General features: G+C 50.5%; 22 protein-coding genes. 17 read left to right on the forward strand and 5 right to left on the reverse strand.

All coding sequences use genetic code 11. The features are described from left to right. Window positions 1-414: hypothetical protein (locus C4542_03205; protein RJO62552.1), on the forward strand; the 414-nt coding region annotated here is incomplete at its 5' end. Window position 415: 1 nt separating this feature from the next. Then, complete coding sequence (locus C4542_03210; protein ID RJO62553.1) at window positions 416-1,903, forward strand: hypothetical protein; 1,488 nt, start codon at window positions 416-418, stop codon at window positions 1,901-1,903. A gap of 302 nt (window positions 1,904-2,205) precedes the next feature. Here the strand turns inward: C4542_03210 and C4542_03215 are convergent, their stop codons facing one another. Beyond that, window positions 2,206-2,442 carry a type II toxin-antitoxin system HicB family antitoxin gene (locus tag C4542_03215; protein ID RJO62554.1) on the reverse strand — a complete coding sequence of 79 codons (237 nt, stop codon included), beginning with the start codon at window positions 2,440-2,442 and terminating at the stop codon, window positions 2,206-2,208. A 217-nt stretch (window positions 2,443-2,659) separates the two neighbouring features. Then, window positions 2,660-3,067 (reverse strand): prepilin-type N-terminal cleavage/methylation domain-containing protein, encoded by a 408-nt coding sequence (locus C4542_03220; GenBank protein ID RJO62555.1) that lies wholly within the window; start codon window positions 3,065-3,067, stop codon window positions 2,660-2,662. Between the two features lie 193 nt (window positions 3,068-3,260). Here C4542_03220 and C4542_03225 point away from each other — a divergent pair, with 193 nt between their 5' ends. The 8 genes from C4542_03225 (at window position 3,261) to C4542_03260 (ending at window position 13,525) form a co-directional block, all read left to right on the forward strand. After that, the gene (locus C4542_03225) at window positions 3,261-4,034 is read left to right on the forward strand and encodes a prepilin peptidase (GenBank protein RJO62556.1); all 774 of its coding nucleotides are present in this window, start codon (window positions 3,261-3,263) and stop codon (window positions 4,032-4,034) included. A 61-nt stretch (window positions 4,035-4,095) separates the two neighbouring features. After that, window positions 4,096-4,377 carry a hypothetical protein gene (locus C4542_03230; protein ID RJO62557.1) on the forward strand — a complete coding sequence of 94 codons (282 nt, stop codon included), beginning with the start codon at window positions 4,096-4,098 and terminating at the stop codon, window positions 4,375-4,377. Window positions 4,378-4,389: 12 nt separating this feature from the next. Beyond that, window positions 4,390-4,803, forward strand: a complete 414-nt coding sequence (locus C4542_03235; protein RJO62558.1) for a hypothetical protein — start codon at window positions 4,390-4,392, stop codon at window positions 4,801-4,803. A 474-nt stretch (window positions 4,804-5,277) separates the two neighbouring features. Next, window positions 5,278-7,509 (forward strand): GH3 auxin-responsive promoter, encoded by a 2,232-nt coding sequence (locus C4542_03240; GenBank protein RJO62559.1) that lies wholly within the window; start codon window positions 5,278-5,280, stop codon window positions 7,507-7,509. Between the two features lie 2 nt (window positions 7,510-7,511). Further along, entirely contained in the window at window positions 7,512-9,044 is a 1,533-nt protein-coding gene (locus tag C4542_03245; protein ID RJO62560.1) for a radical SAM protein, read from the forward strand. A 177-nt stretch (window positions 9,045-9,221) separates the two neighbouring features. Continuing rightward, entirely contained in the window at window positions 9,222-11,729 is a 2,508-nt protein-coding gene (locus C4542_03250) for a diguanylate cyclase (protein RJO62561.1), read from the forward strand. 45 nt (window positions 11,730-11,774) lie between these two features. Then, complete coding sequence (gene rpiB, locus C4542_03255; GenBank protein RJO62562.1) at window positions 11,775-12,851, forward strand: ribose 5-phosphate isomerase B; 1,077 nt, start codon at window positions 11,775-11,777, stop codon at window positions 12,849-12,851. Beyond that, the gene (locus C4542_03260; protein RJO62563.1) at window positions 12,848-13,525 is read left to right on the forward strand and encodes a ribulose-phosphate 3-epimerase; all 678 of its coding nucleotides are present in this window, start codon (window positions 12,848-12,850) and stop codon (window positions 13,523-13,525) included. The genes rpiB and C4542_03260 overlap by 4 nt, the downstream gene beginning before the upstream one ends. Here C4542_03260 and tkt read toward each other — a convergent pair. Next, window positions 13,522-15,531 carry a transketolase gene (tkt, locus tag C4542_03265; protein RJO62564.1) on the reverse strand — a complete coding sequence of 670 codons (2,010 nt, stop codon included), beginning with the start codon at window positions 15,529-15,531 and terminating at the stop codon, window positions 13,522-13,524. The two genes, C4542_03260 and tkt, sit on opposite strands and share 4 nt — an antisense overlap. 339 nt (window positions 15,532-15,870) lie before the next feature. Here tkt and C4542_03270 point away from each other — a divergent pair, with 339 nt between their 5' ends. The 4 genes from C4542_03270 (at window position 15,871) to C4542_03285 (ending at window position 19,962) form a co-directional block, all read left to right on the forward strand. Then, window positions 15,871-16,764, forward strand: coding sequence for a LysR family transcriptional regulator (locus C4542_03270; GenBank protein RJO62565.1), 894 nt, complete (start codon window positions 15,871-15,873; stop codon window positions 16,762-16,764). A gap of 688 nt (window positions 16,765-17,452) precedes the next feature. Further along, a complete protein-coding gene (locus tag C4542_03275; GenBank protein RJO62571.1) occupies window positions 17,453-18,508 on the forward strand; it encodes a response regulator in 1,056 nt (351 codons plus the stop codon). Further along, window positions 18,508-19,587 (forward strand): type IV pilus twitching motility protein PilT, encoded by a 1,080-nt coding sequence (locus tag C4542_03280; GenBank protein ID RJO62572.1) that lies wholly within the window; start codon window positions 18,508-18,510, stop codon window positions 19,585-19,587. Before C4542_03275 ends, C4542_03280 begins: the two co-directional genes overlap by 1 nt. 27 nt (window positions 19,588-19,614) lie before the next feature. Beyond that, the gene (locus C4542_03285; GenBank protein RJO62566.1) at window positions 19,615-19,962 is read left to right on the forward strand and encodes a response regulator; all 348 of its coding nucleotides are present in this window, start codon (window positions 19,615-19,617) and stop codon (window positions 19,960-19,962) included. Between the two features lie 156 nt (window positions 19,963-20,118). On the opposite strand, the gene C4542_03290 is transcribed toward C4542_03285, so the two are convergent. Together C4542_03290 and C4542_03295 are read right to left on the reverse strand one after the other, a co-directional pair. After that, a complete protein-coding gene (locus tag C4542_03290; protein RJO62567.1) occupies window positions 20,119-20,907 on the reverse strand; it encodes a slipin family protein in 789 nt (262 codons plus the stop codon). A 6-nt stretch (window positions 20,908-20,913) separates the two neighbouring features. Next, window positions 20,914-21,531, reverse strand: a complete 618-nt coding sequence (locus C4542_03295) for a hypothetical protein (GenBank protein ID RJO62568.1) — start codon at window positions 21,529-21,531, stop codon at window positions 20,914-20,916. A 139-nt stretch (window positions 21,532-21,670) separates the two neighbouring features. On the opposite strand from C4542_03295, the gene C4542_03300 reads away from it, so the two are divergent. The 3 genes from C4542_03300 to hisD all read left to right on the forward strand — a co-directional run. After that, window positions 21,671-22,924: a histidine--tRNA ligase family protein gene (locus C4542_03300; protein RJO62569.1), complete on the forward strand. Its 1,254-nt coding sequence runs from the start codon at window positions 21,671-21,673 to the stop codon at window positions 22,922-22,924. Between the two features lie 5 nt (window positions 22,925-22,929). After that, a complete protein-coding gene (gene hisG / locus C4542_03305) occupies window positions 22,930-24,345 on the forward strand; it encodes an ATP phosphoribosyltransferase (protein ID RJO62573.1) in 1,416 nt (471 codons plus the stop codon). Beyond that, the coding region (gene hisD, locus C4542_03310) for a histidinol dehydrogenase (protein RJO62570.1) at window positions 24,342-25,325 on the forward strand (984 nt) is incomplete at its 3' end. The genes hisG and hisD, both read left to right, overlap by 4 nt.

Consider the following 25,325-nt stretch of genomic DNA (forward strand, 5'->3'; position numbering starts at 1 on the left):
CACGACATAATAACCACTCAGTTTAGCTCCTCAATAGCCGATTTGCTGTCGAATGAAATTGCACTGGCCATCGAAAACGGACTAGCGAATTCACTCATAGATACGGTAGCGGGGATATACAGTGAAGCTATAGCCGCGTTATTCACCGCTGACGATTATGCCAAATTGCTACCGGTTTTTAGTGGGCCTCTGGGAGCCGAAATCACGGCAGCCATACAGGGTATTCCTGCCCAGGCGATCCCAGGAACGATTAAAACAATTATCAGCAACACGCTAAACTCGATGGTATTAGATAGTATTACCGCGATGGTCAGCGATACCAGCATTGATGTTGCGCTGTCGGATGCTGTCACCGCAGCCGAGATGCCATCAGCCGAATTGACTGTAGCCGTTTATTCTTACAAGGGAGACTAAAATGGCCCAAAAAAGAGTTAGCCTCTACATTGAAGATAGTGAAATTAAACTGTTGGTCACCAAGGGTAACCAAGTGGAAAAATGGGCCAGCCTGATGCTGGACGCTGGCCTGGTAAGTGAAGGCGTCATACTGGACGAGAATCGCGTGGCCGAAGCCATCAGGCAGCTTTTCAAGCTTCAGAAAGTAAACGAAACCAAAGTGTTTGTGGGTATAAGCGGTCTCAATTCGGTGTTTCGTATTATTTCTATACCTGAGGTGCCCAGGAATCTCCTGCCGGAGGCGGTAAGCAATGAGGCCAGCCGCATCTTGCCCATGCCTTTGAGTCAGGTGTATTACTCATATCAACCCCTGCCTTCTGCAAAAGGCGAATTGCGCCTGTTCCTGGCGGCTTATCCGCGTAATTCCACGGATGTGCTCTTAAGTGTTGTACGCAAAGCCGGCCTCAAGACTCGCTTCATGGACCTGGCGCCGCTGGCTCTGATACGCTGTGTGAACGCCAACCGTGCCATCCATATAAATGCCTGGCTGACTTTCGTGGATATCATCATCTTAAGCGAGCGCATACCGCTGGTGATCCGCAGCCTGTCGTTACCTGTGGAAGGAATTTCACTGCATGAGAAACTGCCAGCCATAACGGAGGAGCTCAACCGTACCATCACATTCTATAATTCGACATATCCGGATAAACCTCTGGACCGATCGACAGAGATATACATCAGCGGTGACATAGCGCGTGAAAACGATAGCATGCAATACCTCGGCAAGCTCGGCTATCCGGTCGCGGCCATCAAGCCCCCATTGAATTACAAGGACGTTTTTAACCCCACACAATATATGGTAAATGCCGGCCTGGCATTGAAAGGACATTTGCCGGGAGGAGCCGGAAACCAGTACTCTATGATTGATTTCAATGCGCTGCCTCAGGCATATCGGCCACCTGCATTCAGCTGGACGCGCGTGTTAGTGCCGGTGGGCGCCGTGGCAGCCACCGGTGTGCTTGTATATGGCGCGTTGTCGCTTCGTTCGTTGCGTGATGATAACAGTTTGTTAACCAGGCAGAATAGCGACTTACAGATACAGTTAACCAGATTGCGCGCCGATAACAAGCAGGCTCAGGATGCCATAACCGCCAAAAAAGCTGAGTCAGCTAAACTCTCGACACAGGCTGATGCCGTGCAGAGCCAGATCGCGTTGACACAGCAAAACGAGGTATTTTTTAATAATACCCTCAACGGTCTGAAACTGAACCTGGACAATGGCGACAGGGACCTACGCGAAATCGTGAATAAAATACCTTCAGGTCTTAACATTACCGATGTCGAGTATCAAATGGACGGTATTACTGTAAAGGGTGTAGCTTCTTCTGAGAGTCTGCTATTGACATACGCGCGCGCTCTCAGGTCCGGCGGTCATTTCGAATCGGTAACGGTATCGTCCATCGCATCGTTAACAGACGGACTTTTTGGCTTTACTTTCATTTTGCGCTAGACTGGAAACACAGGACATTTTGGCATTATTGATGCGCGCCAAAACCAGAGGTGCAGCACAGGGACGCGCATTTTAAACAGCCTATCCCGCATCAAGCCACGATAGCTTCATTGTTATTGTGGTTCCTGTCAGATACTGGTGCTGAAAGCCGACCGCGCGGTAAGAAACCTCTTACGTGACGGCAATATCTATCAATTACAAAGCGTGATACTCACGGGCAGGGACAGTGGGATGCTATTATTACCTGTGGCATCGCGGAGAGTAAACACGAGAGCGTTATGGCCTCTGTGCTTGAAAAACTATCAGACGGATTCTTTAGCCACAATCTCAACGCCGCCTATGGCCGGCAATGTGCTATGCCGAGAAAGACTGACAACAATGTGTTCCTCTAGCATTTCGCGGATGCGGCACTGGCATTCCTCGAGGTGAGCGTTGTTGATGTGTAAACCCAGCAGGGGTATTTCAGCGTAGAAAGAGCCGTCGTCCATGACCTTCCAGTTGATGCTATCTATAGCGGCTTGAATATACTCAGTCAGCATTATTCATCCTCAACCTTCGTCTCATTCTACTTTGGTATAAGCCGCATGTCAAAAAGCTGGACAGCTGAGTTTTGGTCCACTATGAATAACCGGTTTTAAATATCAATCCTGGGCCACCCCATATTTAAACTCGATTAGATGCATTAAAAGAAGGCATGCAGCGGGTTCCGCTGCATGCCTTCTCAAGAGCGATATTGATGCGGACTTTCTTAGAGGTTTATGGAATCCATTGTAGGCCGTTGAATGTGGCGCCGGTTGGCAGGCCAGGATAGGCTGTGGCGGTGACTATACCAGTGGTATCGATTGAGTAGGTTCCGAGGACGGTTGAGATTCCCCCCTGAATATAAGCTCCTATGACTATTTCACCAGCACCAGTCTGAGCCCCGGCAGCGATGCCACCTGCGGTTATGTTTGCTAACTGGGCGTCTGCCATTGCGGCGGATACGGCTGTCCTTACCAAGCCGACTTCGGCGTTAGCAGCGCCGATCTTGCTCTTGCCAACCAAACCCATGATATTGGGGATAGCTACGGCGGCAAGAATGCCTAAGATGGCGACGACCACCAGGAGTTCGATCAGGGTGAACCCCTTCTCGCCATTTTTACGGAAGCTGAACAACTTTTTCATCGACTATGACCTCCCTTTGTTTATTTCCGTTTATTTCCGTTGAGCAAAATGGACTATGAGTTAACTTATGTGAGGTAATTATATTTCTGCAGATACTCATGTTCAATAGACATTTAGTCCCATTTTTTATAGTACCTTTGTCGGTTAACTTAGAAAGTATTGACTTATACGTTCAAAAAACGTCAAAATATATATGCATATGGATATAGCTATTGCCTTCTTATTCGTTTTGTTCGGCCTGCTGGTGGGCAGTTTTTTAAACGTGGTTATCGACCGTTTACCCTCAGGACAATCTCTGGCTTATCCTCCTTCGCATTGCCCATCCTGCAACAAGCGCCTTGCCGTTAAAGACCTCGTTCCTGTATTGAGCTACGCCTTGCTCAAAGGCCGCTGTCGCTACTGCGGGCAACCTATCCCGCTACGCCTGCCATTGGTTGAGGCGGCTACGGCCGTAGCTTTTGGCTTGTTATTCGCTTTCTTCGGGTTATCACCCGAACTGGCTATCGCTCTATTCTATTTTTGCCTGCTTCTAGTAATAGCAGTTATTGACCTGGAGCAACAACTCATCATGAACTGGCTGGTATATCCGGCCGCGCCTATTGCGACTGCCTTTAGCTTGCTGGCTTACAGGTTGGATATAGTCCCGGATATAACGCATGCTGCTATCGGTTGCGCCATCGGACTGGTCTTGTTTTTACTTATCGCTATACTGTCGCGAGGTGGAATGGGGCTGGGGGACGTTAAGATGGCTGCGCTGATGGGGATAATGCTTGGCTACCCGTCTGTATTGGTAGCCATCTTTTTAGCCATTGTAGCGGGCGGCATTGTGGCTATAGTACTCCTGGCAACCAGGGAAAAGGGACGAAAGCAGGCTATTCCTTTCGGGCCTTTTCTGGCTTTGGGTACTATGCTGGCCTTGTTATGGGGGAATTCGATATGGGGGTGGTACGCACGCGGTTTTAGCTAAAAGTACATTCCCCTCTTGACATATCTAGTATAATAGTACTAGTTATATCATCGGGGTAAGTGTGAAACTAGACCGCAGGCGCTCAAGTTTGGAGATTATTGCTGACATGCTCAGGCTCGGCGAGGCCGGCAAGACTGAGATCATGTACAGCGTCAATATGAGCTACTTCCAGTTGCAGAAGTATTTAAGCTTCCTGCTGGACAGGGGCTTGATCGATAAGGTGAAACTGGGGAACCCGTCGGTCACTTACAGGGTAACCATGAAAGGCCTCGAGGTACTGAGGTCCATAGATGGGTTGATGGATACGCTTGAAATGCGAGATAATGAGAACGCGGAGCTATAGTAAGGAGCCTTTATGTCCGACAAACGCATGCTGATACTGCCGGCCGAGCTGGTCAAGAAAATCGATGACAACCGCGGCGATATGAGCCAGGCGGATTTTCTGGACTATCTGATGGAAAGCCACTTCAAGGGTGACAGCCGTAGCAACGGCGTGGCCCGGGAAGAGATGGACGCTTTAAAGAAAGAGTTGACCGCGCTTATGGCCAGGGAAAAGAAACTGGCCACCAAGGACGAGCTTGAAGCCTTTCACGAAGATACCAAGAAGCTCCTCAAGAGTTTCGTTGACTTTTTCGTAGGCTACGGGCTGGAGTTGGGTGATAAGTCACCCTCCATCGACCTCAGGGACATAACAGGTAAATTAAAGGATCTGGATAAAGGCAGCCCGTCGGACGACGAAGGCCGCGAAGTCAAGATAAAGTGGAAATAGTCCTTAACGAGACTGGCTAAAAAGAGGGAGGCTGAAAAAGCCTCTCTTTTTTGTAATCCCCTCCTCCCTATTTCAGCCACCTCAATCTTAATACCAATAGGCTCGACTGTAGCTGATTTCTGAGTTCCCCTTGCACTCGATATTGGCAAACCGGTGGGGTGTCGAAATGCATATGTTTGGATCCGGGCCGTGATGGTATCTGAATGTCAATAATTTATTTGTGTTGGGCACAGCTCGATGGCAAATATCTCAGTAGCGATAAGGCTCGCCTGATCTGAGAAGAATCCGCTCAAAGTGTGCGGCAAACCTCCCCTCGCGACATAATCCAAAATTAACACACCATATGAATTAAAATCGATAGGCAGTTACGCCAATAATCTTTTACGCATGGCTTAGCCTTAACTAGAACATTGTTCTAGTATAATGAACCTTCCAAAGCACCTTCGTGTATGACATATTGATTCTAAGGTAAATATGTTGTACTTGTTGTTGGGCGCTCTGGGTTTCCCTATCTTTCACTTGGTGGACATCGCAGCCATCAAGCGAATTGCCTGGGCTAAGCCGCTGTCATGGATAAGCGGATGCGGCCTGATAGCATCCGGTGCCATTCTTGCCTGTCTGTCGCCGGACAAGTTTATCCTTCCGGTATGGGCTGTCATATGCGGCTGGATTCTTTTTACGGCCTCGATGTTTCAATTGCTGCATTCCCTGTTCATTAACCTTCCTTTTTATAAAACCTACTTCAAGGTCGGCGTGAGCGATGAGCTTGTTACGAGCGGCCTGTATGCTGTCGTGAGGCATCCCGGCGTATACGGGCTGGGTGTTGCGCTTTTTTCTCTAGTTCTGGTATCGCAATCCAGACTGATGCTGGATGCGGCGCTGGTCTGGATGGCGATAGATATCGTCGTTGTGGCAATACAGGACAGGTTCTTTTTTGAGCGCATGTTTTGTAGCTATGCAGATTATCGCAAGAACACGCCGATGTTAGTTCCCAACTGGCGGAGTCTGACCAGATATGCCACTGATATTACATTGAAAGATCTCGACACGAGGAGGGACGTCACCATGAATAAAGTAGCTGATTTATTCGCCCAGGGTAAATACGATGAGGTATGGCAGATATGCTGCGGTTTTCTCGACCTGAGCATAGCTGATTTCATGCGTATTCAAAATCGGTTGTTGTTAGAACAAATAGGCTTGCTGAAGAGATGCGAACTCGGACAGCGCGTGATGGACGGTGCCAATCCGGAAACCGTTGAGGAATTCCGCGATTGCGTTCCCCTGACTACCTACGCCGATTACGCGCCTTATCTGCTTAAACGCCGTATGGATGTATTGCCCAAAAAACCCCTGTTATGGCAATATACTTCCGGCAAATCGGGTGAGTATGCCTACCGCTGGGCGCCGATAACTGCGCGCGCTTTCGATGAGATCGAGCCGCTGGTATTCGCCATGATGATTCTGGCGGCTGCTAACAAGCGCGGCGAGGTCAATTTTCACAAGAACGACAGGGTGCTCTACAGCATGGCGCCTCCCCCTTATGCCACCGGTACTATCGTGAGAGCCTTCCCGCACGAGCTATTCACCATGCTGCCTCCGGTGGCCGAAGCAGAAAGGATGCCGTTTGAGGAGCGCATGAAAAAAGGTTTCGATATGGCCCTCTCAGAGGGGCTGGATATGTCTATATGTATGTCCAGCGTCGCTGTTGCTATCGGGCAGCGATTCAGCCGACATGCTCAGGAAAAGAGCGATATGAAAAGCTGGCTTAAGAAAAATCCCAAAGCGCTCGTCAGATTGGCTGGCGGCATATTAAAAGCAAAATTGAACCATCGCGCATTGATGCCCAGGGATTTGTGGAAACTGAAGGGGCTGGTTACATTCGGTATCGACGGCGAAGTATTCCGCGAGAAAATCAAAGATATGTGGGGATGCTATCCGCTGGATTTCCACGGCTGCACTGAGGCCCCCGTTATCGCCATGCAGGCCTGGGACCATAGTGGAATGACATTCGTGCCGCATTTGAACTTTTTGGAGTTCATCCCGGAGAAAGACGCCCTGCGTTCGCGCGAAGACATTGCCTTCAAGCCGCGCACTTTTCTTATGAATGAACTGGAACCGGGCAATTACGAGCTGGTAATAACCAGCCTGCACGGCGGACCGTTTATACGTTATCGTCTGGGGCACATGGTCAAGATACTGTCGCGGCGAAACGATAATCTAAACATCGATATCCCCCAGATGAGTTTTGTGGCCCGCATAGACGATCAAATAGATATAGCAGGCTTTACCAGGTTGGGCGAAAAGATAATCTGGCGCGCCATTGAGAATAGCAGGCTGGAGTATGTGGACTGGGTGGCCCGTAAGGAAATGCGCGAAAAACCGATACTCCACCTTTATGTGGAAATGAAGGGCGATGACCGCAATACACCGGTTGAAAAAATTGCCGAATCGATACACGCAGAACTCAAACTACTTGACACGCCCTACGCTGAGCTCGAATCTTTTATCGGTTTGCGGCCGCTTATGATAACACTGCTTCCGGAAGGCGCTTTCAAAACCTATGAACTGCGCCAGAAAGCCGCCGGCGCAGATCTTGCCCACGTAAAGGCTACACATATCAACCCCGGGGAAGAAACCATTAGTTTTCTTGTGGACACTTCTGTTTCGGTCAAAGCCCGGACCGCTGCTCAAAACGCAAGCGTGTGAGATTGCCACAAATAATCGATGAAATGGAAACGAGTATAAATATGGGGAACACTGAAATAATTAAAAGCCGTGTTCTGATCGTAACCGGCTTTGCCCCGGTCAGACTGCCACAACTGCTGGATATGGGAATGCCGGTGGGGCCCATCAGCTTACTGGCGCGTATGGCCGGTAAATCGATACTTCAGTTTTCCATCCCTACCGTCGCCCCGGCGGTGCTGGCCACTTTCCTTACCGAGCGCGGTGTGGATGTGGAAATCGCAGACTACTTTATCGACACTGAAAAAACATACGATGCCGACATCGTGGGAATCTCATCGACTTTCATGGGGGTCGATGATGTAAAACAGATAGCAAACAAGGTTGAGATGGATAACCCCCGGGCTGTGATTATTCTAGGTGGGCCATTATCCTGGTCCGTTCCCCCCGATGAGATTTTAAAAATAGTTCCAGCCATAGATTACATAGTAATGCGCGAAGGTGAACAAACATTTTTGGAATTGATAAGGGCGATTGAAGTTGGGGCAGACACGAACCATATATCGGGGCTTGTCTACAAACGCGGGGGCAGCATTTTAAAAACAATTCCGAGACAGCCGGCACCATGTGAATCGATAAGACAGCCTGATTGGAAGCTGATGGGAATACCATCCACCAGGAGATTGCCTGTATTACCAGTGGAGGCCAGCCGCGGTTGTCCGTTCAACTGCGCCTATTGCTCGGAGGTCTCGTATTGGGATAAACCGGTTAGATACCGTAGCATCGAAAGTGTGGTGCAGGAATTGATTCGCAATGTCGTAGAATTAGGCATCCATACGTTCCGCTTTACCGACTCCTGTTTTTCAGCACCGCCAGAGAGATGTGCACAACTCTGTGACACCATATACGAGTCATGCGATAAGAATGGAATCGCCTTGAAGTGGTCGTCCTATGCGCGCATCAGCAGCCTGAACTATTCGCTGTTAGAGAAAATGAAACGTTCGGGTTGCGTAGCACTCGATATCGGTGTGGAGTCCGGGTCAACGGAAATGCTGCGCTCCATGGGCAGAAATTATGCTCCGGAGGCAGCATTAAAGATAGCTCGCTTTGCAAGAGAGCTTGGCATTATTACCAATTTTAATATCGTCGTTGGGTTCCCTGGCGAAACCCGGGACAGCATCATGCGCACCGCCGAGTTGATTGAAACGGCTGCCCCTGATACGTATGCCAGCTTTCTTTTTTATATGGCTCCCAACACGCGCGTGGACGGTGCGCACGAGCGCTTTCACATTGAAGGCCATGGTCTCAACTGGAAGCACGATACCATGTCCAGCGTCGAAGCTCAGGAAGGCATGCTGGCGCTGGATTCCTATGTTGGAAACTCTGCCAATTTCCCCGGCGGAGAATATTTTGCCTGTTATCTTTCGTCGCTTGGATATACAGTGGACGAAATAAGGGGGTTTTACCATGGCATAACGAATCTTGTAAAAACCCCGGATGATTCTAGCGCTCTGGCGACAGTGGGGCGAGTAGTAGAAAGTGTTCGCATATACTGGTAAAGGAATACTGGAGTGAATTAATATTTTTGTCAAGACAGAACATATCTGAACACAAGCATAAATTAGCGTCTTATCTTGTTGACAAATTAGATTATTTTTAAGCATAATGATTGCCACGATTAACTATGGCGATCAAAGCTTTTTATTGATGGACAGCCGCCGTAAGAGGAGGCTGGCTTGAATACGCTGGCGCTAATCCCTCTGCTCGCTTCCTGTTTTTACCTCATACTGCTGGCGATTGCTTCCCAGAGAGCTGGAAACCGAACGGGCAAGCTGTTCGCCTATTACCTCGGTATAGCCGCTTTCTGGAGTTTCACATCGTTCATGTTGCACCTCAACGCACCGGCTTCTCAGACCATATTCTGGAATAAAATCCTCGTTGTAGCCTTGATATGGACGCTGGTAGCCTATTATCACTTCGCCCTGGGATACACTGAACGTCGTCCCGGCTTGCCGCTGTACCTGGCTTATGCAGCGCTGGCCATAATGGCGCTACTTTCTTTTAGCGGGCACGCGGTAGAATATTCCCGCGTAGTGGATGGCGTAGTGGATTACCTCCTCTATCTCCCTGCTACGTTGTTCATAGGCATCACAGGGCTGTCTTTCAGCGCTTTGGTTATCAGCCTGCTGGTGATAAAATACAGACGTTCTACCGACCCCAAAGAGCGCAACCGCACTATGTACCTGTTTGTCGGCTGGGGCATTCTGGTGCTGCTCACCTATACCAATTTCATTCCGAGCTTGAAAAACCTTCCTCTGGACCATATCGGGAATCTGATAAATGCCCTCATTATCAGCTATGCCATCTCGCAGTACCGGCTTATGGATATCAAGCTGGCGGCCAGAACTGGATTGGCGTATATTGCGTCACTGGCTTTTATCATAGGCGGATGTGTCGGAACCATTCTATTGGTATTACGCGTTTTCCCTGACGAAGCGCGGCTCAGCGTGGTGCTGTTCGTAAGCGTGGTCGTTCTTTTGCTGATGGCATTGTTCCGTCCATTGTATAACTTAATTCAGAAAATTGTCGACCGCATTTTTTACCCCCAGACTTACGAGTATCGCAACGCGCTGATGGGTTTCAGCGCTAAAATGAGTTATATACTTGACCTCAACGAACTGGCGAGCGAGATGCTTCCTACTCTATGCAAAGCTCTCGACGCAAGTTGGGCCGGGCTATTGTTGCAGGGAAATGACAACGGCGATTTTTCACTTAAATATATTCAGCCTGAGCCGACCACCAAGCAGGCCTTCAATTTAAGCGGCGACAGTCTGGTAGTATCCTGGCTGGACAGAAACGACCAGGCGCTGGATCCTAAACAAATAGATACTATCCCAGAATTCCGCGGCCTATGGCAGGCCGAAAAAGAACAACTTACCAATTCGGGGCTGGGCATGTTATATCCTTTGAAGAGCCGGGACCGTCTGATTTGCATCCTGGCGCTCGGGCAAAAACACGTGGCCAAAAATTTTTCACATGAAGACCTCGATCTGGTAAGAGCGATGGCCAATCAGGCAGGAATTATTGTCGAGAACGCGCAACTCTTTACCCGGGCAAACACACGGGCGAACACTGACGAGCTTACCGGGCTGTACAACCACCGGCATTTCCACGAACGACTGGAACAGGAAATTGCCCGCGGCTCGCGCTTTGGCAATACCTTCTCGCTTATTATGATGGATATCGACCTGTTCAAATCATACAACGATATTTACGGGCATCTGGCTGGAGACCAGGTATTACGCCGCGTGGGGCATTATCTGGCAAGTTCCATACGCAGCATAGATATGGCTTTCCGTTATGGCGGTGAAGAGTTCACCATCATACTGCCTGAGGCCAGGCTGGACGACGCTTTTAAGGTGGCTGAACGCATACGTAAAACCATCGAATCGAAGAGCAGTTCGCACTCAATGCCTATTACAATGAGCGTTGGTGTGGCCAACTGGCCCAATGACGGTGTAATGAAGGAAGAGATAATCGGACGCGCCGACGCTGCGTTGTACAGGGCAAAACAGATGGGCCGCAACCGCACCTGTCTTTCATCGGAAGTGGTGAAAACCGGCATCACACTTATTGGCAACGAACTTGAAGCCCAGCCCAAAGCTCTAAGCATCATATACGCTCTGGCCGCCACCGTCGACGCCAAAGACAGCTATACCTATGGACACTCACGCAAGGTAAGTGAATATGCTGTCCTGATGTGTGAAGCTATGAAATTTCCCGTTGAAAAAGTTAGTGTCTTACGGGCCGCCGGGCTACTACATGACATAGGGAAAGTAGGAGTGCCGGATTCTATATTGACCAAGAAATCGGCACTTACCGGTGAAGAATGGAGCCCGATACGCCTGCATCCTGAACTTGGCGTGGAAATCCTGAAACACGTTATCGACCTCGTTAACTGCCTCCCCGCCATTCTGCATCATCATGAGCATTACGATGGCAGCGGCTATCCGGGCGGTTTAAAAACTGCCAGTATTCCTATAGAGGCGCGCATACTTTCTATCGCCGATGCTTATGATGCCATGACGTCTCCACGCCCATACCGGGCGCAATTTACACTTGAAGACGCTCTGCTGGAACTAAGACGGTGTGCAGGTACACAATTTGACCCGGACCTGGTCGAGATATTCTGCAGCATGATGCAGCCGCATCTGTTGAAAGACCGGGAACAAAAACAGCCGTAACCAGGCTAAGATACAATATTTGTATTCGGAATACCGCATCAAATTATGAAAGAACGCATCGTAATCTCCAGCGACCATGCCGGTTTCGACCTGAAATGCCATCTCAAACCCTTCATTGAAGGCCTGGGATATGAGGTCGAAGACATCGGCACGTTCAACAAAGAACCGGTTGACTATCCTGAATACACCTTCAATGCGGCGCAAAAAGTTGTTTCCGGCCAGTGCAGCATGGGAATTGTCTTTTGCGGCACAGGGCAGGGTGATGCCATGGTGGCCAACAAGGTGCCGGGCATTCGCGCCGCACTGTGCTGGAACGAGTTTACCGCCCGCATGAGCCGGGCGCATAACAATGCCAACATGCTGGTGCTCGGCGGATGGGTGACGGGATACAAAGTCGCTGAAGGAATTGTGCGAGTCTGGCTGGCAACTCGGTTCGAAGGTGGAAGGCATGAACGTCGTATTGGCCAGATTGGTGAAATAGAAAAACAGATGCGGTTGTCGCGCGGCAAAATATATGACATAACCCAGACGATTAGTCCCGGTATGCTGTCGTGGCCAGGAGAAGAAATTGTAGCCTTTAATAAGGTGGAATATGAGGGTGTGTCGAGCCTGACGCACTTCGTCCTGAGCGCTCACACGGGTACGCACGTTGATGCGCAGACACATATAATAAGCGGCGGCAAGGGCACGGACCAACTGGACTTGGAGCAACTGACAGGATTGGCGCGCGTCTGCCATCTTCAGGGAGGGCATAGTATTGACCGCACCTTACTGTCGAACAGATCCCTGGATGGCGTATCGCGCTTGTTACTGCGAACCAGCAACTCCGCGCTTCTAGAAACCGCAATTTTCAACAAAGACTATGTATCACTGACAGAAGACGCGGCAGAATACCTCGTTGAAAAAGGCATAAAGTTTTTGGCGTTAGACTACCTCTCGGTAGATAAATTCGACACCTGCATGTACCCCGTTCACAGAATATTATTGAATGCCGGAGTCGTGATTGTCGAAAGCGTCAATCTTAGCTCAGTGCCAGCCAGCGATTATGAAATGCTGTGTCTACCATTAAAGCTTGAAGGCTGCGATGGGGCGCCGGCGCGCGTTATTTTAAGAACATTATGATGAACAGGATTAACCGGATTGTTCCTGCCATACTGACCGTGAGTCCTGCCGCTCTGGTATCCATGCTGCGTCAAGCGGAGTGTTTCGCCGATTGGGTGCAGATAGACATCATGGACGGGCTTTTCGTGCCTCCAGTAAGTATAACCAGCCAGGATATTGCTGGAGCCGGAGTAAAGATTGGCTGGGAAGCGCACCTGATGGTGAAGGACCCGGAAAAGTATATCGGAGACTTCCATCTGGCCGGGGCGAAAAGGATAGTCGTGCATTATGAAGCTGTAAAAGAAGCTGCCTCCGATGTCATCGAGCATATAACCAGCCTGGGAATGAGTGCGAGTCTAGCCGTCAACCCAGAAACACCGCTGGAGGTACTGAGGGATAATCTGGTCAGCCGTCTTGAAAGCGTGCTATTTTTGGCGGTTCATCCGGGATATTACGGCGCTAAATTTATCCCTGAGGTCTTGGATAAAATTCACCAGTTTCGCCATCTTTGCCCCGATATTAGCATAGGCATCGACGGCGGCATTAAAGCTGGTAACATAACCCGGGTGGCTCAGTCCGGCGTGAATGAAATATGCGTCGGGAGTGCGATATTCTCGCAACCAGACCCTGCCGCCAGCTTCAGAGAGCTTACCGCTCTGGCCCGGATTGGTTGGAGGAAGCAGACAGGCGCCTAGCCTGCATCGAGAAGTCGCATGGCTTCGGCCACGACCCTCTGTGCCGTTATGCCGAACTTCTCGTATAACACCTTGCCAGGCGCTGAGGCGCCGTAGTGGTCTATGCCGACAGCCACACCCTTATCACCAGTGTAACGGCACCAGCCGATAGTAGTGCCGGCTTCAATGGAGATTCTAGCTTTTACCTGCGGTGGAATGACAGAGCGGCGGTACTCTTCGCTCTGAGCCTCAAAAATCTCCCACGATGGCAATGACACCACCCTGCTGGATATACCCTTTTCCTTGAGCATTCTGGCGGCTTCCAGCGCGATGTGTACTTCGGAGCCGGTACCGATCAGGATTAATTCGGGCTTATTGGAAGCCTGCCAGAGTGTGTAACCGCCCCTTCTCACCCCCAAAGCAGAGGACATCTCCTTGTGGTCGAGTATAGGGAGCGCCTGCCTGGTAAAAATCAACGCGGTAGGGCCGGTCTTCTTTTCGAGTGCCAGCTTCCATGCTTCAATCGTCTCCGCCGCGTCCGCCGGGCGGATAGTGGTCAGGTTAGGTACGGAACGCAGTCCCAGGAGATGTTCCACTGGTTGGTGTGTGGGACCGTCTTCACCCAGGCCGATTGAGTCATGTGTGAAAAGAAAAACAGATCTGACTCCCATGAGCGCCGCCAGCCTTACGGACGGGCGCATATAATCGTAAAATATGAGGAAGGTGGCCGTATATGGAATGACGCCGTCGTGCAGGGCCATGCCATTGGCGATAGCTCCCATGGCGTGTTCACGTATGCCGAAATGCATATTGCGCCCGGTGTAAGTGTCCGCCGCAAAATCACCGCCGTTTTTAATGAGCGTTTTGGTGGAGGGGGCCAGGTCAGCGGAACCGCCCAAAAGCGCCGGAACTCTGGCCGCGAGGGCATTGATGACCAGCCCGGAAGCCTCGCGCGTCGCCAGTGGCTTCATTGAGCTGTCGAACAGTTTATCCAGGCCGCTGTCCCAACCCTGCGGCAATTCCCCTTTGATATCGATGCTGAACCGTCGGGCTTCTTCAGGATAAGTTTCGGCGTACGACTTGAGCAGGCGGTTCCAATCGGATTCACGCTCGATGCCCTTCTCCACGGCTGAGCGAAAATGCTTCAGGACATCTTCGGGCACTGTGAAGGGCTCGGTATAGGTCCATCCCAGTTTCTGTTTAGTCAGAAGCGTTTCTTCTTTACCCAAAGGCTCTCCGTGGGCATGGCCGGTACCCGCTTTGTTAGGGGAACCGTAACCGATGGTCGTGTTGCAAATGATGAGGCTGGGATGTTCGATGTCCGCCCGGGCTTGTTTTATGGCAGTATCAACAGCCTCTATACTCATGCCATCAATGGGACCGATAACCTGCCAGCCGTAAGCCCGGAAGCGCTGGCCGACGTCCTCTTTAAAGGTGATGTCGGTATTGCCTTCAATGGATATGTTATTGTCGTCATAAAGGTAAATCAGTTTGCCGAGTTTGAGAGTGCCAGCTAGCGAAGCGGCTTCGGAAGCCACGCCCTCCATAAGGTCTCCGTCGGAGCAGATGGCATAGGTATAATGGTCGACAATGTTGAAACCAGGCTTGTTATAGCGGGCTGCCAGATGCCGTTCGGCAATGGCCATGCCGACGCCATTGGCGAAACCCTGTCCCAGTGGTCCGGTCGTAGCTTCGACCCCGGCGGTAATCCCATGTTCAGGATGTCCCGGCGTCCGGCTGCCCCACTGGCGGAACATCTTGATATCATCGAGGGACAGGTCGTAACCGGTGAGGTAGAGCATGGCATAAAGAAGCATGGAAGCATGCCCGGCGGATAGAATAAAACGGTCGCGGTCAGTCCAATCGGGGTTTGTGGGGTTGTGTTTGAGGAAGCGCTGCCAGAGGGTATAAGCCATGGGTGCCATTCCCATGGGGGCCCCGGGGTGGCCGGAGGTGCCTTTTTCGATGGCATCCACCGCCAGGAAGCGGATGGTGTTGAGACAGAGTTCCTCGAAGTTTTGTGCCATATCAACTCCTTCCGCCGAAGATAGCAAATTCTATCCTACCGCAGAGACTTTTACAAATGTCGAAAGGCGCAAGGCAGTGGCTCTGGCGCAAAATGATACCAACGAACCGGCTGTAAAGAGTCTAGTTACTTCACGCTGTTAAGACCGATCACGTTACCTTTCGTATCCTCGATTACGGCAATAAAACCGGGCTCGCCGATGCAATATTTAGCCTCATCTATTATATTAAGCATACTGGGATCTGAACGTCAGTTCGTTTCGTTCATACAACCGCGACTCTTGATGATTTAGGTTTTATGGCCTACAATAGCTCAGCACTTTGAATTCAGGGGGTGTACCGTGAACCTGGATTATTTAAAGACATATCTTGAACTGATAAAACTGGGGAGTTTTTCAGCCGTTGCCAAAAAACTTTCCATAAGCCAGCCTGCAGTATCCTTCCAGATACAGAAACTGGAACACGATCTCGGCGTGCGGCTGATAAATCGCAATCAGAAGAAAATTACGCTTACCGATGCCGGCCGCAGGCTCCTCGAATTCGCTACGGCAGTCGATGGAGAAGAAGCTAGCCTGCTGAAAGACCTGGGGCACCTGCGTGATGAAGTCGGAGGGGAACTGCTCATTGCCGCCAGCACAACTCCGGGCGAATATATACTGCCGGTGTTCGTGAGCGAATTCCTCACCCAGCATCCGGCGGTGAAAGCCCGTGTAGCTATCGAGGATTCGACAGCGGTGATTTCAGGAGTAAAAGACGGAGTCTACGAAGTGGGTTTCTGCGGCTCAATACCACCAAAGGGACAAGGCTTTGAATCGTTCAAAATGGCAGAAGACGAGATTGTTCTCATCGTTTTCCCTGAACATCCTTTTGCCAATCGCAAACAGGTGGCCTTCGCTGAACTGGAAGAGGAAGCGCTCATTTTCCGCGAATCTACATCGGGAACGCAAAAGAGCATGGAAGGCCTTATGAATAGGGCTGGCCTGAATATCAACCGCTTGAAACCACGGCTTACACTCGGCAGCAGCCAGGCAATAATCTCCGCAGTAGAAGCACATGCAGGGATTGCCTTCGTGTCCAATCTCGCGATTAAAAAGAACCTTGAACTTGGGAACGTGCGAGAGGTCACTTTGAATGAGATTAAGCTCAAGCGGGATTTCCATTGTATTTTCTACACCGAAAGACTGGCGACCAGATTAATACAAGAATTCATCGATTTTATACGAGGGAAAATATAAATCAACTGATACCAGAGGACGGAAATACCAGGCATCCGGCTGGATGTTCTTTGTGCAAATTTTCGGTTTTCCTCCGAGATCTATACGGTCTCTTTGATAATTTTACTATGCAATTTGTGACACCCGTAGCTTTGCATGCTTATCTCCCTCTAATTTCAAAAATAAGTTTAGTCACGTCTGTGCTCTGGTGAAACGGTTTGGATACGAGTCGACCCCCCCTTTTTTATGGAGGATCACAAAGTGGGTTATAATAACCGGTACTAATATATGAGCCGAAAGGGTCGTAAATGGTACTAATGAGGGATGGAATTGACCAATCACCCAGCCTTAAAATAAGGTTTAGTGTGGTTTAGTATATTGAATGTAGATAAAAAAGACAGTGCTAAAGCTAAATATTCTAACGACTAATGCAAATAGTCTGTAAAAATATATTATTATAATGAGAATTTCATATACGTTCTACAATAGTATTTGCCAATCCGGAGGTCATAATTTTGACTGGGTGGAATAAGCAGCCCAAAATTGTAAAAAGCAGTCTAGACGATATGGAGCATATCGTTCGAGCTAGCATTAAGCCAGAAGCTAAACTTCTGCAAGCCCGTTAAACCTACTGCAAGAGCAAAGGTGTTGATGATGAGATCTCCACAGCTCCGGCCAGCGTAAAATGAACGAGAGTAAGGCTAAAAACATGACGAATGATAAAATGGGGAGCGTCTTGATAGTGGACGACGAAGCTGTGATATGCAAATTATTGAACCTGAGATTGTCCCAGGGTGGATACACCTGTTACGAGGCATCCAATACTGCTCAGGCATCTATTTTACTGCAAAAGCACCCCATAACTCTTGTCCTCCTGGATATTAATATGCCGGGGAAATCGGGGGAAGAATTTCTAAACGAGATTCTTAATATGCATCCCGACACAGCCGTCATAATGGTTACTGCCGTGAACGATGCCCACATGGCGATCGGCTGCATGAAAAGGGGTGCGTATGATTACCTGACCAAGCCTTTTAATCTCGATGAGGTATTCTTAAGCGTAGAACGAGCCATAGAGAAACGTCGACTGATTCTTGAGAACCGAGATTATCAGGATAATCTCGAACAAAAGGTAGCTGCGCAGGCGCAAAAAATAAAGGACTCCTTTTTGAACTCGATAAAGGCGCTTGCGTATGCTCTAGAAGCCAAAGACGACTATACAAGCGGTCATTCACAGAGGGTCGGTGATATGGCCGCTGTGATAGCCAGAGAAATGGAACTCTCTCTAGAGGAGCAGGAGAGGGTTAAACTGGCCGGATTGATTCATGATATTGGCAAGATCGGAATACAGGGAACGGTTTTAAACAAGGAAGGATGTCTGACAGATGATGAATACGAAGAGATGAAAAAACACTGTCAGATGGGTGAGCGCATTCTCTCGCCAGTAATGGACGATAAAGAACTCATGAAAATGGTGCGCAACCACCATGAACGTTATGACGGGAAGGGATATCCTGATGGAATAGCTGGCCAGACTATTACTACAGGGGCTGCCATTTTAAGTGTTTGCGATGCATTTGATGCCATGACGTCAGAGCGTTCATATCGCTCGTCTATGGAAATCGACCACGCCTTTAGAGAAATAGAATGTTGCAGTGGTACCCAGTTTAATCCCGACGTAGTGAGCGCTTTCTTGAAAGCGAAGGCTTCGTTTATTCCCTTAATAAAGAAGGACTCTGGCGTTGGAGACGGGAGTGCGAAATGATAGATATAAATGATTTGTTAAGACGGGTAGTGGCTACCAATGCTTCGGATCTGCACCTGAGGGTGCCCAGCCCCCCTGTCCTTCGCATCGATGGCGACTTAAAAATTCAGGAAGACTTGCCGGCAATAAGCGCCAAGGACGCCGAGGGAGTTCTGGAACAAATAGCGACTCCTGAACAGAAAAGTGCTTTTTTACGCGATATGGAGCTTGATTTTGCCTATGGTATTCCCGGAGTAGCCCGCTTCCGTGTTAACGTGATGAGACAACGCGGTACACTCAGCATTTGTTTTCGAGTAATCCCTACGGAAATGGCCACTATTGAAGAATTAGGATTGCCTCTCATAAGTAAGGAACTTATTTTAAAACCCAGAGGAATGATATTGGTCACAGGCCCAACAGGCAGCGGCAAGTCTACAACAATGGCTTCAATGCTCAACTATCTTAACGAAAATAGCGCCCGTAACGTCATTACCATCGAAAACCCAATCGAATATCTGCATCAAAACCGTAAATGCCTCATCGCGCAGCGTGATCTGGGGGAGGATACGCATTCGTTCGATACTGCGCTCGTTCATGCACTGCGCCACGACCCGGACGTAATAGTGGTAGGAGAGATGCGCGATCTCCCCACTGTTTCCACAGCGCTGCGAGCCGCGGAAACGGGACACCTTGTCATGGGAACCCTGCATACTATAGATGCCGCTCAGACAGTTGACCGTATCATTGATATGTACCCTTCAGATCAACAGCCGCAGATTCGATTGCAGTTTTCGCAGGTTGTGGTAGCTGTTTTATCACAGACATTGCTCCCGAAAATGACAGGGAAAGGCCGTGTCGCTGCTTTCGAAGTGATGATAGCCAATACGGCTGTTAGGAACCTGATTCGCGACGGCAAGACCTATGAACTCAACAATGTAATGCAGCTTAATTCCAGTGAAGGGATGCAGACACTGGACCAGTGCCTTGCGGGATTGGTGCGCATGAAAATCGTCACTCCCGAGGAAGCATTGACGCATAGCAGTCATCCTGATAGATTGCAAAAGTTGATTCAATTTGAATATAAAACCAAAACTATATAGTTTTAGCCGGATATAAGGTGTTGTGCGATGTCCCGGAAGAAAATCCTTGTAGCCGATGATGAAGCCGATATACGACATCGCATTCGCCAGACGCTTTCAAAAGATTATGAAACTGTTGAAGCTGAAGATGGCATTGAAGCTGCATTGCAAGCCAAAGAGGAAAGTCCTGACCTAATTATGCTGGACACAATGAAGCCCCGGCAGGACGGATACAAGACCTGCATGAAGATAAAATCGAGTGAAGAAACCAGGAATACCCTTGTTGTGATGCTCACAGGCGTGGACTACGAGTTCAACCGCAAGCTGGGAGAACCGTTGGGAACCGCCGAATATATTACAAAACCTTTAAGATGGAATCGCTTATCAAGGCGGTAAAAAGACTCGTTGAGTCATGAGTGCAGAAGGGTAGATTCCATACCCTATTTTGCTTCACTTGAAATAACGACATCCCGTTTGAGCAGTTCTCAGTAGAAACAGCCTCCCAGCCAGGGTCTAAAGTGAACACACAGCTCCGTCGTGTTCAAATGCTGATTATTTCGCGCTTTTCCTCTTATCTTCTTGAGTAGTATCCATGTTATGCTTGGGCAAAAACATGGATATTAGGTCGATAGGCACGGGGAAGATGAGCGTGTTGGTCTTTTCGGTGGCTATCTCCGTAAGGGTTTGAAGGTAACGCAACTGGAGTGTTACCGGTTCCTGGGCGATGATATGCCCGGCCTCGGTCAGTTTTTGGGAAGCTTGCAATTCACCCTCAGCATGTATGATTTTGGCGCGGCGTACGCGTTCCGCTTCGGCCTGGGCGGCCATGGAACGGCGCATTGACTCAGGCAGTTCGACATCTTTAATCTCCACGATACTGACCTTGACGCCCCAGGGGTCGGTTTGTTCGTCTATGATACTTTGAAGGTTCTGGTTCAATTTTTCACGCTGAGAAAGAAGTTCATCCAGTTCGTGCTGGCCGAGGACGTTGCGTAGCGTAGTCTGTGATATCTGCGATGTGGCCTGTATATGGTTGGTGACTTTAACCACAGAAGCTTCGGGATTGATGACACGAAAATAGACAACGGCGTTAACGCGCACCGTGACGTTATCCCTGGTGATGACATCTTGGGCGGGAACATCCATCGTAATGATACGCAGGTCTATCTTGACCATCCGGTCTATAAAAGGAATGATCATGAAAAAGCCTGGGCCCTTAGCACCCATAAGCCTCCCCAGCCTGAAAATCACCCCGCGTTCATACTCGTTTACCACCTTGATAGACATCGAAAGGGTAGCGATAAGAATGACCGCGATGATGGCTGCAATAGTAAGACCCATATAAAATTACCCCCTTTTCTTAGTTACGAATAATTTTAAGCCTTCCAAACTTGTAATGACGACTTCTTCGCCAGGTGCGGCGCTACCATTGTCAAGCGTGGCCTTCCACAGCTCGCCCTGGTAAAAGACCATCCCCTCGGGATTGAGAGCGGTGCGCGCCACGGCAATGCTGCCTTTTGCTGCCTCTCGCCCGGTGGACACGCGGTTCTTTTGCGCCGCAGCTACGCGGTTGGCAATGAAAACCAGCGCGGCAGAGGTGACAAATGTGGCACCCGTAATCAGATAAGGATTGGCGCGGTTGCCCGCCCCGCCCTTGAAGAGGAAAATCGACCCTACGATGATTGAAATAAGGCCGAATACGGTAATAAGACCCCTGGTGCGCACTAGCGCTTCGGCGATGAAAAAGCCGAGCGACAGGATAATCAAAACCAGCCCTATGGGATTGACCTCAAGCGTGGAGAGCGACAGAAGGGCAAAAACGCCGGCGATAATGCCGATAGTGCTTGGTAAAATTAAGCCGGGCGTTAGAATTTCTATCGAAATACCCAGGATGGCCAGCATGAGCAGCAAGTAGGCGAGGCTGGGATCGGAAAGAGCTGAGCGCAGACTATCGATTACGTTCACTGTCCAACCTCCCTCCTGAGGCTTAATCCGTTATCGAGCAGGAGGAATAAACATGTTTATTAAAAGTATAACACACGGACGGAATGGTGCAACATGTTGAACGTACGGAAGCTAGTAGTGTAGAATTGGTGCATCAAAAATGCAGGATAGATTTATGCAAATAGAGCGATGCAAGGGATGTAACGATTTAACCGCCGAAGATATGCTGCGTTTCCGCAGCGTAGAGGCGGCTTTTCAGGAAACATCCAAAAGCTACGGGTATGCCGAGGTACGCACACCGACTCTGGAATACCTTTACCTCTTCACTTCGGCAGGCACGCTGACACCCGGAATGCTGCGCCGCGTTTACTCGTTCCTCGACTGGGACGGCTGGAGCGGCGAGCGCGTTGTGCTAAAACCAGACGCTACCATACCTGTGGCTCGCTTATACGCCGAGCGTCTGGCGCACAAAGATTACCCGGCCAGGTTGTCGTACGTCACTAACTCGTTCATATTTGAAGAAACGGGTACCCGTGCGCGCGAACGCTGGCAGTGCGGCGCCGAGCTTATCGGCGCGGGATCGTCACTGGCTGACGCAGAGCTGGTAGGCTTCGCTTGCGACAGCGTCAAAAAGATGGGCCTGAACAATATTGAGGTAAAGTTATCGCATGCCGGCCTGCTGCGCGGCATACTATCGAGCCTGGGATTGAGCCACAGCGAACAGGATATCCTTTTCGACCGTATACTGGATGGTGAAACGGACTTACTTGACAGGATGCAGGCCGAGAAGCCACAGGCCGTGGAAGCCCTTAAACTGCTGTTAGGGACGAAAGGCAGTTCATCAGGATTTCTCAAGAACTTACGTGCCCTATTCGCCGCCGATATTCCTGGCGTGCAAATAGCCCTGGAAGACCTCATCGCTACCATCGATCTGCTGCAGGCCTTAGAGCTTAAGTATCAGATAGACTTCACCTCCGGCAAGGGTTTCGAATACTATACCGGCTTTATCTTTCGTCTTTTTGCGGAAGGGGTGAACGTGGGTGGTGGAGGCCGCTATGACCGCTTGGTGGGAATGATGGGGGGACAGGACGCACCGGCAGGAGGTTTCGCCCTATATATTGACCGACTGGCGGCACTTATAAACATAGATAGCCTCTATATACCAGTTTCGCAGAGGGTTAGCCTGAATATTGAATCTTCCGCCATGAAAGAAGGTGTCGAGTTAGCTGACCTCTTGCGCCAGACCGGGTGGATAGTTATGTTCGCCTTGCAGGGTAAAAAGGCGCACGATTGCGGCTGGGAGGTGGAGGTCAGAAGCGCAGAACCCAGGTTCAGCGTGCTCAACTGCGGTAGTGGTGAGAAAAGTGTCTGCGAAGATGCCATGGAGCTTCTAGCCGTCGTGGGGTTGGGATGATAATGGTGCTCAGAGTTGCGCTCCCCAAGGGCAGGCTGTTGGCTCAAACGGCTGATTTGCTGGAACGAGCTGGCTGGGGGCTGGAAGAGTACACCGACAAGGCTCGTCTCTACCGCCTCAAGTCGCACACATACTCAGACCTCACCGCCAAGATGTTCCAGGAGAAAGACATCCCAATACAAGTGGCCGTGGGCAACTACGACATCGGCATATGCGGCCTCGACTGGCTTACCGAGCAGACGGTCAAATTTCCCGCCAGTAATATCGTCAAACTGAAGGAACTGGGCTACGGTGAAGGTGCCGTTTATGCGGCGGCATCACCTCATAATTTGAAAAATGGCGAGATTATGGCGAAAGGGGCCGTCGTACGCATCGCCTCCGAGTATCCCAATCTGGCCGAGTCTCTGGCACAAAAACTGCGCCTGCGGCGTTTTGCTGTTTATTCGCTGTGGGGTTCGGCGGATACCTATCCACCGGAAAACGCAGAAATCGTTTTACTCTCGCGCAAAAACGAAACTGAGATCGCCGCGCTGGACCTGCGCCCATTGGGCAAGATAGTAGATTTCCGAGCCTGCCTCATTGTGAACAAAGATAGCCTGCGCTCTAGGGATATGTCGGCGCTGCTAGCCTCTCTCAACGCGCAGATAAGTCAACCCGCGGCTGCCCCCTCAGATGAATCTCTGAGTATCGGGAGTATTGTTCAAGGCACCGCCGAGCGGAGTGAAAAGGATAACGGATTGGTATGGCTGGCACTCCCCGATGGTCACCAGCAGGCCCACGTGCGCCGCATACTGGACGCCGCTGGCGTGAAGATAAAAGACTATCCTTCCTCAACCGGAAACCGCCGCCCAGAGAGTAGTCTGGAAGGTTTTTTCATCAAGGTCATCCGCCCGCAGGATATGCCGTTACAGGTGGCCAACGGCAATTTCGATATGGCCATTACGGGCCGGGACTGGCTGACCGACCATTTGTACCAGTTTCCCCAGAGCCCGGTGCGCGAGCTGCTGGATTTGAAATACGGAAAGGTTCGCATCGTAGCCGTGGTGGCCAATGAGGTGCCAGCGAGCACCACGCCGGAGCTTCAGATATTCAGGCAGGCTCAAGGGGGTTCCTGCCGCATTGCCGCTGAGTACGTCAATATCGCCGACAACTACGCGAGGGTGAATCATCTGGGGGCCTACCGCGTGGTGCCGACCTGGGGGGCCACCGAGGCCTTTCTACCGGAAGATGCCGATGTGCTCATCGAGAACACCGAGACCGGCTCGACCATCGCGCGCCACAACTTGAAGATCATCGAGACGCTATTCGAGTCCACGGCCTGCCTGATGGGCAGCAGCCGCGAGGACGAGAACCTGCTCAAAGCCGAGCGCATGACCTCTTTCGTGGATTTACTGCGCAAAACTATGGGAACTATGAAATGAGAATTATCAATGGTTTCGCGGAAGCCAAAGAGGCGCTGTCGAGAAGCGCAAAGCCGCAGTCGGTGAACGTGGCGCCGGGGCTGGCAGCTAGCCTCAAAGCCATGTTTGGCACCGAGGACCCGCAGACCGCTGTCGCCATAATTATCGAGGAAGTACGACACAAGGGTGATGAAGCCCTCAAGATGTACAGCCTCAAGATAAGCGGCGTTAACCTTGATTCTATCGAGGTGCAACGCAGCGAGATGACGGCAGCCTGTAATAAGATTGCCCCTAGTCTCTTCTTCGCCATCGAAACGGCGGCCGAGCGGATAAAGGCCTTTCATAAAAAGCAGTTCGAGGCCTACATGGCCGGGGTGCGCCAGATGTCTCCTGGAACCGTGGCCAGAGTGCTGGAACGTGTGGGATTGTACGTTCCGGGAGGTACCGCAAGCTATCCTTCCTCAGTACTCATGACGGCCATACCTGCCAGGGCAGCGGGAGTCAAAGAAGTAATAGTTTGCACGCCCCCGGCCAAAGACGGGCGCATACCCGACATGACGCTGGCAGCGGCGTTTGTTGCCGGCGTTGACCGCGTTTTCGCGGTAGGAGGTGCCCAGGCTATCGCGGCCATGGCCTACGGCACACAGTCCGTACCCGCGGTGGACAAGATATGCGGCCCCGGCAATATCTTCGTTATGCTGGCCAAGAAACTGGTCTACGGCGTAGTGGATATTGATGGCCTGCAGGGGCCCAGCGAGGTTCTAATTGTCGCCGACTCGTATGCCAACCCCTTATGGTGCGCGGCGGACATGTTGGCCCAGGCTGAGCACGATGGCATGGCGCAGAGTATCTTCGTCACCACATCGGAGGTTCTAGCCACCAAGGTGATTCAGGCTATAGACACTCAAGCCAAAACGTTGTCGCGCAAAGCCATCGTTGAAGAGTCTTTAGCCGCTCGCGGTATAGTGTGCGTAGTTGAAAGCATGGAGCAGGCCGTCGAA

Source organism: Dehalococcoidia bacterium (assembly GCA_003597995.1).
Lineage (GTDB): Bacteria > Chloroflexota > Dehalococcoidia > Dehalococcoidales > UBA1222 > SURF-27.

What these genes read in the sequence shown, in the direction of transcription:
- C4542_03210 (RJO62553.1), top strand. Translation starts at nt 416, where the DNA reads ATGGCCCAAAAAAGAGTTAGCCTCTACATTGAAGATAGTGAAATTAAA.
- C4542_03215 (RJO62554.1), bottom strand. Translation starts at nt 2,442, where the DNA reads ATGCTGACTGAGTATATTCAAGCCGCTATAGATAGCATCAACTGGAAG.
- C4542_03220 (RJO62555.1), bottom strand. Translation starts at nt 3,067, where the DNA reads ATGAAAAAGTTGTTCAGCTTCCGTAAAAATGGCGAGAAGGGGTTCACC.
- C4542_03225 (RJO62556.1), top strand. Translation starts at nt 3,261, where the DNA reads ATGCATATGGATATAGCTATTGCCTTCTTATTCGTTTTGTTCGGCCTG.
- C4542_03235 (RJO62558.1), top strand. Translation starts at nt 4,390, where the DNA reads ATGTCCGACAAACGCATGCTGATACTGCCGGCCGAGCTGGTCAAGAAA.
- C4542_03240 (RJO62559.1), top strand. Translation starts at nt 5,278, where the DNA reads ATGTTGTACTTGTTGTTGGGCGCTCTGGGTTTCCCTATCTTTCACTTG.
- rpiB (RJO62562.1), top strand. Translation starts at nt 11,775, where the DNA reads ATGAAAGAACGCATCGTAATCTCCAGCGACCATGCCGGTTTCGACCTG.
- C4542_03260 (RJO62563.1), top strand. Translation starts at nt 12,848, where the DNA reads ATGATGAACAGGATTAACCGGATTGTTCCTGCCATACTGACCGTGAGT.
- tkt (RJO62564.1), bottom strand. Translation starts at nt 15,531, where the DNA reads ATGGCACAAAACTTCGAGGAACTCTGTCTCAACACCATCCGCTTCCTG.
- C4542_03275 (RJO62571.1), top strand. Translation starts at nt 17,453, where the DNA reads ATGACGAATGATAAAATGGGGAGCGTCTTGATAGTGGACGACGAAGCT.
- C4542_03285 (RJO62566.1), top strand. Translation starts at nt 19,615, where the DNA reads ATGTCCCGGAAGAAAATCCTTGTAGCCGATGATGAAGCCGATATACGA.
- C4542_03290 (RJO62567.1), bottom strand. Translation starts at nt 20,907, where the DNA reads ATGGGTCTTACTATTGCAGCCATCATCGCGGTCATTCTTATCGCTACC.
- C4542_03300 (RJO62569.1), top strand. Translation starts at nt 21,671, where the DNA reads ATGCAGGATAGATTTATGCAAATAGAGCGATGCAAGGGATGTAACGAT.